The organism is Clostridium sp. (assembly GCF_021443865.1).
Taxonomy (GTDB): Bacteria; Bacillota; Clostridia; order Clostridiales; family Clostridiaceae; genus Clostridium.
This window is the reverse complement of the sequence record NZ_JABUTB010000043.1, coordinates 1-15,080: the sequence shown is the minus strand read 5'-3', so window position 1 is coordinate 15,080 and position 15,080 is coordinate 1. Positions and strand designations below refer to the sequence as shown.

At 28.9% G+C, this 15,080-nt stretch carries 15 protein-coding genes; 5 read left to right on the top strand and 10 right to left on the bottom strand.

Annotated elements, in window-relative coordinates:
- Positions 1–400: 400 nt before the first annotated feature.
- A complete protein-coding gene (nagE, locus tag HUJ77_RS09000) occupies positions 401–1,837 on the bottom strand; it encodes an N-acetylglucosamine-specific PTS transporter subunit IIBC (protein WP_291708249.1) in 1,437 nt (478 codons plus the stop codon).
- A 476-nt stretch (positions 1,838–2,313) separates the two neighbouring features.
- Between nagE and HUJ77_RS08995 the strand changes: the two genes are divergently transcribed.
- Positions 2,314–2,841 carry a PTS glucose transporter subunit IIA gene (locus HUJ77_RS08995; RefSeq protein WP_291708248.1) on the top strand — a complete coding sequence of 176 codons (528 nt, stop codon included), beginning with the start codon at positions 2,314–2,316 and terminating at the stop codon, positions 2,839–2,841.
- Positions 2,842–2,896: 55 nt separating this feature from the next.
- On the opposite strand, the gene HUJ77_RS08990 is transcribed toward HUJ77_RS08995, so the two are convergent.
- On the bottom strand, positions 2,897–3,757 hold the full coding sequence (locus HUJ77_RS08990; protein WP_291708247.1) for a PRD domain-containing protein: 861 nt from the start codon (positions 3,755–3,757) through the stop codon (positions 2,897–2,899).
- 38 nt (positions 3,758–3,795) lie between these two features.
- Positions 3,796–4,725, bottom strand: coding sequence for a GNAT family protein (locus HUJ77_RS08985; RefSeq protein WP_291708246.1), 930 nt, complete (start codon positions 4,723–4,725; stop codon positions 3,796–3,798).
- Between the two features lie 172 nt (positions 4,726–4,897).
- Between HUJ77_RS08985 and HUJ77_RS08980 the strand changes: the two genes are divergently transcribed.
- On the top strand, positions 4,898–5,092 hold the full coding sequence (locus HUJ77_RS08980) for a hypothetical protein (protein ID WP_291708245.1): 195 nt from the start codon (positions 4,898–4,900) through the stop codon (positions 5,090–5,092).
- Positions 5,093–5,164: 72 nt separating this feature from the next.
- Positions 5,165–5,635 (top strand): peptide-methionine (S)-S-oxide reductase MsrA, encoded by a 471-nt coding sequence (gene msrA / locus HUJ77_RS08975; protein ID WP_291708244.1) that lies wholly within the window; start codon positions 5,165–5,167, stop codon positions 5,633–5,635.
- A 30-nt stretch (positions 5,636–5,665) separates the two neighbouring features.
- Here the strand turns inward: msrA and HUJ77_RS08970 are convergent, their stop codons facing one another.
- From HUJ77_RS08970 to HUJ77_RS08950, 5 genes are all read right to left on the bottom strand, one after another.
- Positions 5,666–7,015 (bottom strand): carbohydrate ABC transporter substrate-binding protein, encoded by a 1,350-nt coding sequence (locus HUJ77_RS08970; protein WP_291708243.1) that lies wholly within the window; start codon positions 7,013–7,015, stop codon positions 5,666–5,668.
- Between the two features lie 162 nt (positions 7,016–7,177).
- Positions 7,178–7,336, bottom strand: a complete 159-nt coding sequence (locus HUJ77_RS08965; protein WP_291708242.1) for a hypothetical protein — start codon at positions 7,334–7,336, stop codon at positions 7,178–7,180.
- Positions 7,337–7,360: 24 nt separating this feature from the next.
- Positions 7,361–9,520 (bottom strand): 1,3-beta-galactosyl-N-acetylhexosamine phosphorylase, encoded by a 2,160-nt coding sequence (gene gnpA, locus HUJ77_RS08960; protein WP_291708241.1) that lies wholly within the window; start codon positions 9,518–9,520, stop codon positions 7,361–7,363.
- 15 nt (positions 9,521–9,535) lie between these two features.
- The gene (locus HUJ77_RS08955) at positions 9,536–10,432 is read right to left on the bottom strand and encodes a carbohydrate ABC transporter permease (RefSeq protein WP_291708240.1); all 897 of its coding nucleotides are present in this window, start codon (positions 10,430–10,432) and stop codon (positions 9,536–9,538) included.
- 12 nt (positions 10,433–10,444) lie between these two features.
- Complete coding sequence (locus tag HUJ77_RS08950; protein WP_291708239.1) at positions 10,445–11,338, bottom strand: sugar ABC transporter permease; 894 nt, start codon at positions 11,336–11,338, stop codon at positions 10,445–10,447.
- Positions 11,339–11,515: 177 nt separating this feature from the next.
- On the opposite strand from HUJ77_RS08950, the gene HUJ77_RS08945 reads away from it, so the two are divergent.
- A complete protein-coding gene (locus HUJ77_RS08945) occupies positions 11,516–12,397 on the top strand; it encodes an AraC family transcriptional regulator (RefSeq protein WP_291708238.1) in 882 nt (293 codons plus the stop codon).
- Positions 12,398–12,450: 53 nt separating this feature from the next.
- Here the strand turns inward: HUJ77_RS08945 and HUJ77_RS08940 are convergent, their stop codons facing one another.
- Positions 12,451–13,209: a tRNA threonylcarbamoyladenosine dehydratase gene (locus HUJ77_RS08940; protein WP_291708237.1), complete on the bottom strand. Its 759-nt coding sequence runs from the start codon at positions 13,207–13,209 to the stop codon at positions 12,451–12,453.
- Positions 13,210–13,421: 212 nt separating this feature from the next.
- On the opposite strand from HUJ77_RS08940, the gene HUJ77_RS08935 reads away from it, so the two are divergent.
- Entirely contained in the window at positions 13,422–14,114 is a 693-nt protein-coding gene (locus HUJ77_RS08935) for a 5'-methylthioadenosine/adenosylhomocysteine nucleosidase (RefSeq protein WP_291708236.1), read from the top strand.
- Positions 14,115–14,306: 192 nt separating this feature from the next.
- On the opposite strand, the gene HUJ77_RS08930 is transcribed toward HUJ77_RS08935, so the two are convergent.
- Positions 14,307–14,813: a small multi-drug export protein gene (locus HUJ77_RS08930; RefSeq protein WP_291708235.1), complete on the bottom strand. Its 507-nt coding sequence runs from the start codon at positions 14,811–14,813 to the stop codon at positions 14,307–14,309.
- Positions 14,814–15,080: the final 267 nt, after the last annotated feature.

Sequence of the window (15,080 nt, the reverse complement as noted above, 5' to 3'; positions counted from 1 at the left end):
GCTGGTTTATTTTACTTAACTTATTTTCTGTTCAATTTTCAAAGACCATTTTCTTCGTCACCCTCAAGCGACTCATTTATTATACTACTAAAAGATTTGTTTGTCAACATTTTTCGACTTTTAAAATCTTTTAATCGTTTGTCCCTTTTTGTTTGTTTTTGTCGGGAACGAGATTTATCTTAACACTTATATCAAAAATAATTATTGCGTAATTAATCTTTCATATAAAAACAATATCTCTTTTCTACTTTATTCTCCATTTTTCAACATATTGCTGTTATTGATACACCAGGTTGAGTTAACCTTTATTTTTTTATAAAATCCTTTATTCAGATGCTATATAATTTATATATACGCAAAAAGAGGAAGAATTTAAATTCTTCCCCTTTTATAATATTATCTATTTCTTTAATTCAGCTTTTACTGCATCAGCTACGAATTGTACATTTGTTCCAACTATAACTTGAATGCTACCTTTTCCAGGTCTTATAATACCTCTAGCTCCTAAAGATGTTAACTTCTTATCTGCAACAACTGAATTATCTTTAACATTAAGTCTTAATCTTGTTACACAGTTGTCTACTGTTAATATATTGTCTTTTCCACCTAAAGCTTCAATATATGCTTTAGCTACTTCATTCATATCACCACTAATTACTGTGTTTTCTGTAAGTTCATCCTCATCTTCTCTTCCTGGAGTTTTTAAGTCAAACTTAGTAATGATAACTCTAAATACTACATAGTATATAACTGCAAACGCTAAACCTATAGGTATTATTAACCATGGATTTTCAGCCATTGGTGCCTTAAAGCTTAAGAACCAATCAACAAATCCTGCACTGAAGTTAAATCCAGCTCTAACTGGTAATAAAGTAGTAACTACTGCAGATAAACCTGTTAATAAAGCATGTACTACATATAGTCCTGGAGCTAAGAACATAAATGCAAATTCTAATGGTTCTGTAACTCCTGTGAAGAATGAAGATAAAGCTGCTGCTAATAATAATCCATATACAACTTTCTTCTTATTATCTTTAGCTGTATGATACATAGCTAAAGCTCCTGCTGGTAAACCAAACATCATAACTGGGAAGAATCCTGTCATGTACATTCCAGTTACCCCTTGAGTACCTGTTCCTGCCCAGAAGTTTCCAAGATCATTAATTCCAGCAACATCAAACCAGAATACTGAATTAAGTGCATGGTGTAATCCAAATGGAATTAACAATCTATTAAAGAATGCATAAATACCTGATCCAATTGCACCTGTAGAAATAATTGCTTTACCAAATGATACTAGTGCATTGTAAACTACTGGCCATATAAAGAATAATATTAATGATGCAACTAATGAAGCTAAAGCTGTCATTATAGCAACTGATCTCTTACCACTAAAGAATCCTAATGCATCAGGTAACTTAGTGTTTTTAAACTTATTATAACAACTAGCACCAATTAAACCTGCAATGATACCTATAAATTGAGTTTGAGTTTTGCTGAAAGCTGCTGGAACTTCTGCAACATCTATTCCCTTAAACATTGCAACAGCACCTGTACTTAATAATGTTGTTATTACAAGCCATGAAACTAATCCAGCAAGTCCTGCTGTTCCATCGTTGTCATCTGACATACCAACTGCTACCCCAATAGCAAATAGTATTGCCATGTTATCTATTAATGCTCCACCTGCTTTTAATAAGAAAGCTGCGCCTATACTATTAGCACCCCAACCTGTTGGGTCAAGCCAATAACCTATACCCATTAAGATACTAGCAACTGGAAGTGCTGCAACTGGAAGCATTAATGATTTTCCTAGTCTTTGAAGATACTTCATCATAATAATAATTCCTCCTTAATATTTTATATAAATCTAGACAGATAAAAAATAATACCTTATGAAACAAAAAAAACCGAAAAGGAAATTATATTTTTATAAAACCCTCTTCGGCTCATGCTCATTAATTGATAACACGCCTAAATTCATATATTTTTTAATTACAATAACATTCTATCACCTAATGTTATTGTTTTCAATATATTTTTTTTAAATTTTTAAATTTTTTTATACTTTCCTAATTCCATATTTTTTCTATAATTTATTGACTTTTACTAATAAGTATATATATAATCATTATAGACGTGTTACTGTTTAATCAGGCATGAGTCCATAACTAAATAGGGACTTATGCCTTTTATTTTTAATTAGTGACATATTATATTATGTATTTATTATTTTAAATTAATGAATACTATAGTTATGTCAATAAATCTAAAACAGAAAGGATGTGAATTCCTGATTATTCAGGAAATAATATGTTTAAATTTCTAAAAAATTTATTCAACTCAGACTCAAAAAATGAAGAAATAGTAGCTACAAATACTAATTCTAACGTTCTTGTTGCTCCTGTTTCAGGTAAAGCAATGCCTTTATCAGAAGTTCCAGATCCTGTTTTCGCAGAAAAACTTGCTGGAGACGGAATGGCTATACTTGCTGAAGGTGATACTGTTGTTGCACCTGCAGATGGAGAAGTTACTTTAATATTCAAAACCAAGCACGCATTTGCTATGACTTTAGAAAATGGACTAGAATTACTTGTTCATATCGGATTAGAAACTGTTGCTCTTGATGGAGAAGGTTTTGAGCAATTAGTTGAACAAGGAACAAAAGTAAAAGCTGGTACTCCTTTAATAAAAATAGATAGAGAGTTTATATTAAGCAAAGGTTTATCACTTGCAACACCAGTTCTTATAACTAATGTTGATGCAACTAAATCAATTACTCCTATTGAGAGTGGAGAAGTTGTTGCTGGAAAAACTACAGTTGTTAACTTTGAAGTTTAAAAAACATAAAAAATGGTACTGAATTTTGAAATTCAGTACCATTTTTTTATGATTTCTATTTAATTAAAGATACTCTAAATCTTTCTATATGCATAGCCAAATAAGCAATTTCATCCTCTGATATATTATCAATATCAAGAATTTTGCAAATTATAACTCTAGCTTCCTCAGCAATCTTATAGGATAATCTATATTTTACTTTAATAACATCAATTAAGTCATTTTTTATTTGACTATTAGTTATTATTCTTTCTATAGCAAATCTTATATGAGTTAAAAACCTAGCATAATCTAAAGATTTTCTATCTATTTTTATTTTAAGTCTATCCTCTACATGTTCTATTATAGAATTACTTAAGAAGCTATATTTTATAGTGTTTGATAACTTACCATTATTTCTAGCTGAATGAATATGTAATGCTATAAATCCCTTTTCACCTTCAGGCATTTCTACCTTCAATTCTTCCTTTATTCTACTAGATAATCTACAAGCCATACTAAATTCTCTTCCATAAAGAGTTTCTATCTCTACTAAAAATGGATTTTGAATCTCTTCATTATCCTTAAGTCTCCTTATAGCATAAAACAAGTGATCTATTAACCCTACGTGAATATTTTCATTTAGTTCTTCACCTAATTCATCAGTAATTTCAGCAATTACCTCTTCTACTAATGCGATTAGCTTAGAGTCAACTCTATTTAAAATCTCATTAAAATTTCTTTGATTATCTTCATCTGCTATTATAAATATCTTTTCTATTACTGTACCTTTTTCTATTAAATCTCCTAGCTTTTTTCCAAAACCTATCCCCTTTTGAAATAATATTTTTTCTTTCCCATTATCTCTTACTAATAATATGTTGTTATTAAAAGATTTTATAACCTTCACATTGTTATTTAATATTATTTTATCCATGCCATCACCCCCCTCTACCATTACTAAAATTAATCATTCTATAATATTTTATAAAATGTTATGTGGTCTCTCCAATATCCATTTATAAATAAATATTTTTCGTTTAGGCCTATTTCTTTAAAGCCACACTTAGTTAGAACTGACCTTGATTTATCATTATCAATTAAAACTGATGCTTCTAATCTATGAAGTTCTAATTCTGTTTCTGCATACTTTGATGCTAAAGTTAGAGCTTCTGTCATATACCCTTTTCCTTGAAAATCCTTATCTAAGGAATAGCCAACGATTCCATTTTTAAATACACCGTAGACAATATTAGATATTTTAATCTTACCTATTAATTTATCATCTTTATAAATGCCTAAATCAATTCCAGTACCATTCATAAGATTTTTATAACTTTCAAGAAGTATATCCCTTTGTGTTTCAATTGTATAAAAACTATTATCTCTTGTAGGCTCATAGTAGCTTAAATGTTCTTTATTTCTTATATAATAATCTAATAATTCCTCTGCACAATCAGGTGTAAAGCTTCTCAAAGCTATTCTCTTACCTTTTAAACTAACAATATAATTTCTTTGTTTATTATTAAATTCACTTCTATTGATTCCAAAGCTTAATTCATCTAGAAATACTCCATTTAAAAATATACTTTCTGTAAATATACCTTCTAAAGTAAAGCCTAAATCTAAAAAAACCTTGTAATCTATATTTTCATCTACTAGTATGTTAGCTTTATGAATTGTACCATCCTTAAAAATTGTTCTTAAAATACACAATATGGTTTCTCTTAGTAAAACCTGTTTATTTTCTTTAAAGAACTTTAATCTAATATTACATCTTTTATTATCCTTGTCTAGCTCCGTTATAGTAAACCTTCCTATAAAAATATTAGTTCTATCCTTAATTTTATAATCATTAAGGCTTCCCTTAACTAGTTCTATATTTATTTCCTTATTTTTATTCATAATACTATCTCCTAAGTTGAATCTGTTTACTATTATCTCTATTATAACGAAAAAAATATAATTTACACAATATATTATACTAGCTAATCCAAATGTAACAATAAGTTATTTCATTATTATAAGTAATTTTTCATATATTTACTATATATTACTATGTTATTTAGGAGATTTTATGAAGCCTTTAAACATAATTACAGAAGAAAGTTTAATTAATGAAATAAGAAGCACAAGTAAAATTATCCCCTTAGAGATAGAGCTATATAAATTTATAACTATTGATAAAAGCTGGGGAAATAAACTGTCTCTTACTAATTTGTTTAGACAAATTATTGGTGAGGATATAAATATTAATATATTGTTTAAATAGTTATACTTAATCAGTATTTAAGATGTATAATATAAGATAAATAATAAACAATATAGTGAGGAGAGTGATAGAATGAAAAAAATAGTTTTAGCTGGTGGATGTTTTTGGGGAGTTGAAGAATTCTTATCTAGAATTAATGGAGTTATATCTACTGAAGTTGGTTACGCTAATGGAAGAACTGAAAATCCAACTTATGAAGATGTATGCTATAAAAATACTTACTTTGCTGAAGTTTGCTTAGTTGAATATGATGAAAATATTTTATCATTAGAAAACTTGTTAAAAGAATATTGGTCAATAGTAGATCCAACTGCTTTAAATAGACAAGGTCCTGATGTTGGGAGTCAATATAGAACAGGAATATTTTATTTAGATGAAAGTGACTTAGATACAATATTAAAAAGTAAAGAAGAGAATCAAAAAAATTATGATAAAAAAATAGTTACAGAGGTAGTTCCGTTAGTCAACTATTATAAAGCTGAAGAATATCATCAAAAATATTTAAAGAAAAACCCAAATGGCTATTGCCATATAAAATTATAAAAAAAGAGGCTAAAAAGCCTCTTTTTACTATTATTTAATTAAATTATCTCTCATCTTATCAGTAGCTTCTTGTAAAGCAGTTTGCCAGTCCTTAACTGTTTTATCTCCAGTCATTACAGAGTCAACTGTTCCTACATAAACATCTGAATATTTTAATCCTTCTACCGGGTTAGTTGCTGCAAATACTCCAATTAATGCCTTAGCTCCATTATCATACATCTTTAATAATTCAACTTGTAATGGCTCTAAATGTTTAGTTGCAATTTCCATTGAACCCTTAACTGGAACAACTCCCTTAGCATTTTCTGCAATAATATTAACAGCTTCATCACTATACATATAAGCCATAAATTCTTCTGCTAATTCTATATTTTTAGAATCCTTTGGAATATACATTTGCTCAATAAAACTTACAGCATATTGATCTCCACCCTTGTTAAATGCTGGATATGGCATGAATCCCCATTCAAAACCCTCTGCTCTTGGAGCATCATTCATTTCTCCTGGTAACCAGTTTCCATTAGGTATAAATAATACTTTGTTATCTAAAATTAATTGTTGATTATTTTTAAAGCTTTGATTGTTAGCATTAGCTACTACTGTTGGTTCTAAATAATCCTTAAGTTTTCCAACTGTTTCTAAAGTCTTTGTAGCAGGCTCTGACATCCAGAAGCCTTCTGCATAATTCATTGCATCATCAAAAGCTTTTGTGCCACCAGCTGCTGCAAGCATAGGAGGAATCATACAATCAAGGTATCCTGCTGTTGGGTATGACCATAATGATATTCCATCAGCTTTTGCCTTATCTCCTAAAGCAAACATTTCATCCCAAGTTGTTGGAAGTTCATATCCATTGTCCTTAAATAAAGTTTTATTATAGAACATTCCTGTTGGACTATAGAATAAAGGTAATAAATAAGTCTTACCATCAGCATATGGATTAGTTGCATAACTATCAATAAATCCTGGTAATAGCTTGTCCTTAACTGTTACACTTTCTCCTGGAATAGTCTTAGATAATACATTGCTTAAATCATGTAATCCTTGCTCTTTAGTAAAGGTTTCTGTTAATGCATCTGGTCTTCCAGTTGCTAGATAAATAAAATCTGGTACATTTCCTGCTTGAATTTGAGGACGAATAACTTCTTCGATATTTGAAGCAACTGTTAATTCTACTGTTACTCCTTCATGTTGCTTTTCAAAATTTTCTTTTAGCTTTTCCCAATAAACTTTTCCATAGCCACCTTCAAAAGCCGCTATTTTTAATGTCTTAGTTTCTTTTCCTGTGTCAGTTGAAGCTTCTTCTTTTGGACCACACCCTACTAAAGTAGTCATTGCCATAATTGAACTTAGTATTAACGCTAATGTTCTTTTTTTCATTATATTTCCTCCCTTTTCAATAAACCATTTTATATTTATACCATAATTTTTAATAAAAGCAATTATTGTTTATAAGTTAATTTTAAGCACTTGTAAACGTTAATAATATAAGATTTTTGCTTAATAATTTAAATATATTGCTTAGATATCAATATACTTAAATTACTGATATTTTTTATTATAAATATAAAGCTCCAATATTATCCCAGCCATACCAATAAACATAATACTTAACCCAAAGTATCCTGTAATTGAATTACCCTTTATAACCAAAAGCAAAGATACAAAGAACAATATAGTTAAAATTATATTTTTTAACATTATAATCCTCCTTTGAAATAGATATTAATTAATATCAATCCACCTTATTTCAGTTGGAGCTAATTCTAAAGTCATTAACTTACCATCTCCATCATAAATATTTGATACTTGCTTTTCATTTGAATTATTAATTACAGCGTATTTATTAGAATCTAAATAAGCTGAAACTTCACAGTATGGATTATCAGCATACCACTTCTTCATTTCCTCTTCCTTGTTGGCTGCATAGTAGCAAGCTCTAGTTAAGATACGAGTATTTTGAATTGAATATGGAAGTCCTGCAATATATACAGCTCTACCCTTTCCATATTTATTAGCTGACATTAATAAGTCACCCTTTGTATATTTTACAATTTCTGTATTTTCACTTAATGAATAGATATTCTTTTGACCTTCGCCAAAATTAATATCTTCAAATATATCTTCAGTTATAAAATGTGAATCTACTTCTTTAGTAAAGTACTTATCTGAACTTAAAGAGAATCCTAATTCCTTATCAATTCCAAATGCATCTGCTAATTGGAAGTAATGACCTCCATTTAAAACAGCTGATGGTTCTCCAATTCCTATAAATCCACCACCTTCAAATATCCACTTTCTTATCTTTGTTATAATCTCTTCATCTAGCCATTTTTCTCCACCACTGAAGGCTGTTCCTGCATCACCAGCATTAATAATAACATCAATACCTTCTGGCACTCCATTTTCTTTAATATCATCAAAACTTATAAAGCTTACATCTACACTCATACCACTAAGAGATTCTATTACCCCTAAATAAGTATATATTTGCTTATACCATAATGCATGAGCAACCATATGAGTTTGCCAAGTACGTAATTTACCCCAGCAATTTAATACAGCAACCTTTAATCCACAGTAAGGTTTATTTCCATTTATAGTGTCATAAATCTCTCTAAACTCATTACAAACACTTTCAATATAATCCACAAATTTAGGGAACTTATATGCTAGTGATAAATATCCACCATAGCCTATTCTGTCTACTGGCTTTCTCATAATTGCACGTCTTGCTGTTAACCAATTATCTCTTGCCTCAATAGTAGGATCATTTCCTTCATGGAAAGTGTCTGGGAAGAAGTATGGTAAAAATCTTCCTTCAGTATATTTAACTCCTGGAATATCAGAAATCATTCTTAAAGTAGCTCCTCCGCCTACAGATCCAACTACTGCATCTAAACCTATATTTTCAAAGTACTTTCCATAAGGTTCAGTTCCTATCCAGTTGTCACCTAGAAACATCATAGCTTCTCTTCCATTATCATGAACTATATCTACTAACTTCTTCACATTATCTGAAACAAACTTTTGTTGAAAATCCATATAATCTAAAAACTTTTTACTTGGAACTCTAAATGAGCTATTATAGTACCCTTCATCAATAATATCTTCGGCCCTTAACTTGTACCCTTTAACCTTTTCAAACTCTGTTAATGCTTCTGCACTAACACTTGAACTATATCCAAACCAGTCTACGTATTTTTCCTTTGCCTTATCATTAAATACTAATGTAAAGTGGTAAAAGAATGTTGTGAACCTTACAACATCTGCTTCTGGATGTTCATCTAACCATTTATGCATAGCTTCAAATATATATTTATTTGTTTTTGGTTTTCTTGCATCAAAAGGAATTTCATGAGGTTTATCACCCCAATTATTTGTTATATGGTTATACATTTGTGTTGGATCCCATAAGCAGTATGCTAAGAATGAAACTGTATATTCATGCCAAGGTTTAGCTTCATTAATTGTTACTTCTTGAGTTTCTTCATTATATATCCACTTATCTAAACTAACTACTTCACTAGTAGTTCTATCTATTACTTCCCAAAACTCCTTAATATCATGATAGCTATCAGGTTTTACCTGTTCCTTAAAATATCCATCCATAATATTTATAGTTAGTAAATTTGAGGTTGCTATGTGATGCTTAGTCATTAAATAAGTTTGTTGTAATTCTTCTGGGTTTTTCTCTGCCCAGTCATTATCTCCACGAGTAACAAAGTAAGTAGAATATACTTTTTTAGCTAAATCCTTTATTTCCTTTGGTAGCTTAAAGCCATCACAATCTCTTATAGCATCTGCTCCCCATTTTTCTGCAATTTCCATAGTCTCTTTTAAAAAATTATCATCTGTTGGAATTGTAACTCTGCCTTTATTCATTATTGTCCTCCTTATTTATTCTTTTATGCCTCCTACTGTCATACCTTCTGTTAATTTCTTTTGAACTAATATATAGAAAACTATTGTTGGAATCATTACTATTACTAAACCTGCATATAAAGAGCCATAATCTGTAGCTGTCTTTTGTACTTGCATTAAATTAATAAGTCCAAGTGGTAATGTTTTTGCTTTATTAGGTAACATAGTAAGAGCAATGATATATTCATTCCAAAATCCTAGAAAATTAAATAATATTACGGTTATTATACTAGGCTTGGCCATTGGCATTATAACGTGAATTAATGTTTTTAAATTACTACAACCATCAACATAAGCTGCCTCTTCATAGGCCTTTGGTAATGACTTAAAAAATGTCATAAGTAGATATATAGTAAAAGGTAGAGCTGTAGATGCATATATAATACTAAGCACTATCCTACTATCTAAAAATACGGTCATACTAGTTGGAATTTCAAAAATGCTTCTAATTAATTTTTCTCCATCTAATACTAATAAGAAAATTGGAACTACAATATAGTTAACATTTATAAATAATCCAGCTGAAAATAATAAATTTAATATTTTCTTGCTTTTAAATTCAAATCTGGATAATACATATGCAGCTGGTATAGAAACAACTAATAGTATTATTAGTGCTAATGCTGTAACTATTACTGAATTCATAAAGTAATTTCCCATATTAGCATCTACAAATGCCTTAGTGAAATTCTCAAAATATAATCCTTTTGGTAGAGCCCATGGATTTCCATAAAACTCTGATTTATGCTTAAATGATGCTAATATAGCCCACCCTAGAGGAACTAATATACTTAATGCAAATATAGATAAACATAAATAAGTAAAAATCTTCATTAACTTTTCTGTTGATGTCTTTTTATATAATTTGTCCATATTAATCCCTCCTTAGAATTCAATTACTTCTCTCTTAGTAGCCTTACTAATTACTAATGATAAGCCAAAGGAGAAAATGAAAATTATAACCCCTATTGCCATACCATATCCATAAGATGAATTAGAGTAAGCCTGCTTGTACATATAACTTAAGAAAACTTCTGAAGAACCATCTGGCCCACCTGATGTCATAACCTTTACAAAAAGGAAACTTAGATTGATTGTACTAATTATAAAGAAAGTTAATGTTGTTCTTATAACATTCCATATTAGAGGTAAAGTAATAGTGAAAAATTGTTGTGTTCTTGTGGCTCCTTCTAAGTCAGCTGCTTCGTAAAGACTATCTGGAATACTACTCATGCTTGCCATATACATAACCATATAATATCCAACAGCTTGCCATATCATGGCTATGGCTATACACCATATAACTACCTTTTGGTCTCCTAGCCACATTCTTTTTAAGTTTTCTAAACCTAAACTACTAAGGCTTGCATTTATTATTCCTCTTTCCGGATCCAATATAGCTGAAAATATAGCTGAAATGACTACTACTGATAATATATTAGGAAAGTAAAAGACTACTCTAAAGAAATTTTTAAACTTTGTTTCTTTTTTAGTTAGTATTGCTGCTGAAATTATTGCTAAAATCATAGTAACTATAGTAACTATTACTAGCAAAAACAATGTATTTTGAAATGACTTAATGAAATTACCGTCTTTAAATAATATTGTAAAATTGCTTAATCCTACAAACTTCTTGTTATTAGATAATCCGCCCCATTTAAATAGTGACATCCAAAAGACATTTATCGTTGGAATCACCATAAATACTATAAATAGTATAAGTGCCGGCATCACTGATAACCCTACAAACACCTTGTTTACAGTACTTTTCTTACGCATATATCTTGTCTCCCCCCTTATTTATTTGTTTATTTTATAAATTTATTGTATCTTTATGAAATCAATTACACAATAATATTATTGCGATATTCTATAGTAATCTTGCGATATAAATATAATTATATTTATATATATCTTGTTATATTATAGAATAATTATATAGAATGGAGGTTTAAAATGAGTAATACTAGATACTTAATAAATAAGAATGCGTATAACCCTAATTATGAATTACTTTATATTAGCAAATCTAAATTTGAAAACGATTGGCATAGTACTGCTCACTTTCATCCATTTACAGAAATATTTTTTATTACGGATGGAAAAGGAGCCTTTTACTTAAGTGATCAAATTGTTAATGTGGAAAAGTGGGACTTAATTATAATTAATTCTAATTGCTTGCACACAGAAAAATCCTCACTATCAGATGTTCCACTTGAGTATATTGTTATGGGAGTAGATAATCTATTATTAAACTTTCCCGAATCCTATAGTTTAACTGACAATGATAAACAAATTAAGTTATATGAGATTATGAATTTTGCTAAGGATAAAGATGTAATTTTAAATTATTTTAATACTCTAATAAAAGAAATACAAAATAAGGAATTTAATTATGAAATAGTATGTAAAAGCATTTTAAATATGTTTATTACCTACATTATTAGAAGTAGAAGCTCACTAATATTTATAGAAGAATCTAGAGAGAAGTTAAATTTAGAGTGTATAAAGATAAAAAACTATATAGATTCTCATTATTCTCAAAATATAACCTTAGATTTTTTATCTAACTTAACTTATATGAACAAATTCCACTTAGTTCATACCTTTACTAAACAAATTGGTTTATCTCCAATTAATTATGCAATAAATAAACGTATACAGGAAGCAAAAAACTTGCTTTCAACTACTAATTATTCAATTAGAGATATAGCTTCTATTGTTGGGTTTTCTAATTCCTCATACTTTAGCCAAATGTTTAGAAAGGTTACTGGGATAACTCCTAAAAATTATAGAGATGAACTTCTAAGTTTAGAAAAGGCTAAACAAAAAGTGTGAAAATAATATTATGTTAATAATTATCTTCACACTTCTTTTTAAATATTTATATATTATTTTAATCCTAATATAGATTGAACTACTTCTCCACCTAAAATCATTCCAGCTACTGGAGGAACATATGATATACTTCCTGGTATTTGTCTTTTAGAAGTACATTTTTTAGTGCCACCTGTACAAACGCATCCTGTTTTACAAGTTACTACATCTTCTGTTTTTGGTTTAGTTGGCTTTTCTTCTGAATATACTACTTTTAGCTTTTTAACTCCTCTTTTTTTAAGTTCATATCTCATAACTTTAGCTAAAGGGCAAACCTTTGTATCATATATATTTGCCACCTTAAATTGCGTTGGGTCAAATTTGTTACCAGTTCCCATTGAAGCAATTATATTGATTCCTTTTTCATAGCAATACTCTGCTAATGCTATTTTTGCAGAAACTGTATCAATAGCATCTATTACATAGTCAACATCATCAGGAATTAATTCACTTAAATTATCAGGTGTAACGAAAATTTGATGAGTTATAACATTACACTTTCTATTTATAGAAAGTACTCTTTCTTTCATAACTTCTACCTTAACTTGACTTATTGTCTTATATGTAGCATGTATTTGTCTATTTAAGTTAGTAAGGCAAACAGTATCATCATCTACTAATATTAAAGTACCTACTCCAGCTCTAGTTAAAGCTTCTACTGCAAAGCTTCCTACTCCACCAACACCAAATACCATTACTTTTGCATTTTTTAATTTTTCTAATCCATCAGAACCTACAAGAAGTTCTGTTCTAGATAATGGATGTTGTAACATTAATTTCTCTCCTTTATATATCTTGTGTTTAACAAAAATACTTAAATTTAATATATCCTATTTTAGACTATTATTAATCTATTAACAACAATATTTTTTTGGATATTAATTAAAAATTGTCAAATTATATATCTTATTTAAATAATGTAGATAATATGATAAGATATTAAAAGATTTAAGTTATGTGTACATAAATTTAAGGAGGATAATTTATGATATTAGGAATTATAAGTGCAATGAGTGAAGAATTAGAACTTCTTCTAAAGGATATGGATATTAAAGAGGAAACTAAAAAAGCCAATATGACTTTCTATAGAGGAAGCTTAGAAAATAAAGATATAATTGCTGTTGTTTGTGGAATTGGTAAGGTAAATGCTGCTGTTTGCTCACAAATATTAATATCTGAATTTAATGTAGATTCTATAATTAATGTTGGAGTTGCAGGTGGAATTGGTAAGAATATTTACCCTGGAGATGTAGTAGTAGGTACTAACTTAGTTCAACATGATATGGATACTACAGTTTTTGGAGATCCTCATGGTCAAATTCCAAGATTAGATACCTTTGATTTTAAATGTGATGAAGCTTTAATTAATGCTGCATTAGAATCTTGTGATGAAATTAAAGAAATTAATACTTTCTCAGGTAGAATAGTTTCTGGGGATCAATTTATTTCAAGTGTGGACAAAATTAAGTGGTTTGAAAAAGAATTTAATGCTATGGCATGTGAAATGGAAGGTGCTAGTATAGCACAAGTTTGTTATCTAAATAGTATTCCTTTTGTAGTTATTAGATCAATTTCAGATAATGCTAATAATGGAGCTCATATGGATTATGAAAAGTTTATTCCTATAGCTGTTAATAATTCAACTAAAATATTAGAAAATATGATCCAAAAACTATAAAAATAGAGGTAAAATAACAGGGTGTATGCTCCGTCGCAAGCTCCAAGTCGCACCACCATGTTATTTTACCTCTCTCTAATTAAATGAAATAATTCCTCCTAGATGGGAATTATGTAATTATATAAATTTAACTATAGCCAATATTATTATTGGTTATAAAGCCTCTTCTATTTTAGTTTCTAAATTTTATCTTTATGCCATTGCTTGAATTGCAAATGGGATACCATAAGATATAATAGTCATTATTGCTGTTGCTATAAGTATTCCTATAAAAATTGATAGGGATGCTTTCTTAACATCAATTCCTAATAATGCTGCTATAAGAGCTCCTGTCCATGCTCCCGTTCCTGGTAATGGTATTCCTACAAATAAAGCTAGTCCCCAAAATTCATATTTTTTAATTTGGTCACTTTTGGCCATTGATTTTTCTTCTAGCTTTTCAACTAAAGGCCTAAATAATTTAGTTTTCTTCATATAATTGAATATTGGGGTAATAAAAAATAAAATAAATGGAATAGGAACTATATTTCCTACAATACATATAATTATTGCTTCAACTACTCCAATACCTAGTAATGATGCTGCAATTAATCCTCCTCTAAGTTCTAAAATCGGCACCATTGATATTATAAATACTACAACTTCCTTTGGCATAAAGCTTAAGGTGCTAGTAAACCAATTAATTAACGAATCTACCATAATCTACTCCTCATATTGTATATTTCTTTTTTAATAAAAATATAAATTTTTATACATATATAAGATTATATAATAAATACATATTATTCAAGAGCTATTTTCTGAATTTTTATAAAATATATCTTATTTTGAAAATTTTATGCTTTATTTTATTAATTAATAGTGCTTATAAAAAAGGGGCTGTAGCACAATGTAAAATGAATAATGAAAAATGTAAAATTAAAGAAGAAACTCCCTTTAAACTTGACCCTGTCAAGTAGACAATAG

Excerpts from the sequence above, each read along its gene's own strand:
- HUJ77_RS08980 (WP_291708245.1), top strand. The coding sequence starts at position 4,898 with ATGAAGCCTTTAAACATAATTACAGAAGAAAGTTTAATTAATGAAATA.
- HUJ77_RS08965 (WP_291708242.1), bottom strand. The coding sequence starts at position 7,336 with ATGTTAAAAAATATAATTTTAACTATATTGTTCTTTGTATCTTTGCTT.
- HUJ77_RS08955 (WP_291708240.1), bottom strand. The coding sequence starts at position 10,432 with ATGGACAAATTATATAAAAAGACATCAACAGAAAAGTTAATGAAGATT.
- HUJ77_RS08945 (WP_291708238.1), top strand. The coding sequence starts at position 11,516 with ATGAGTAATACTAGATACTTAATAAATAAGAATGCGTATAACCCTAAT.
- HUJ77_RS08970 (WP_291708243.1), bottom strand. The coding sequence starts at position 7,015 with ATGAAAAAAAGAACATTAGCGTTAATACTAAGTTCAATTATGGCAATG.
- HUJ77_RS08935 (WP_291708236.1), top strand. The coding sequence starts at position 13,422 with ATGATATTAGGAATTATAAGTGCAATGAGTGAAGAATTAGAACTTCTT.
- gnpA (WP_291708241.1), bottom strand. The coding sequence starts at position 9,520 with ATGAATAAAGGCAGAGTTACAATTCCAACAGATGATAATTTTTTAAAA.
- HUJ77_RS08950 (WP_291708239.1), bottom strand. The coding sequence starts at position 11,338 with ATGCGTAAGAAAAGTACTGTAAACAAGGTGTTTGTAGGGTTATCAGTG.
- HUJ77_RS08940 (WP_291708237.1), bottom strand. The coding sequence starts at position 13,209 with ATGTTACAACATCCATTATCTAGAACAGAACTTCTTGTAGGTTCTGAT.
- HUJ77_RS08985 (WP_291708246.1), bottom strand. The coding sequence starts at position 4,725 with ATGAATAAAAATAAGGAAATAAATATAGAACTAGTTAAGGGAAGCCTT.
- nagE (WP_291708249.1), bottom strand. The coding sequence starts at position 1,837 with ATGATGAAGTATCTTCAAAGACTAGGAAAATCATTAATGCTTCCAGTT.
- HUJ77_RS08995 (WP_291708248.1), top strand. The coding sequence starts at position 2,314 with ATGTTTAAATTTCTAAAAAATTTATTCAACTCAGACTCAAAAAATGAA.
- HUJ77_RS08990 (WP_291708247.1), bottom strand. The coding sequence starts at position 3,757 with ATGGATAAAATAATATTAAATAACAATGTGAAGGTTATAAAATCTTTT.
- HUJ77_RS08930 (WP_291708235.1), bottom strand. The coding sequence starts at position 14,813 with ATGGTAGATTCGTTAATTAATTGGTTTACTAGCACCTTAAGCTTTATG.
- msrA (WP_291708244.1), top strand. The coding sequence starts at position 5,165 with ATGAAAAAAATAGTTTTAGCTGGTGGATGTTTTTGGGGAGTTGAAGAA.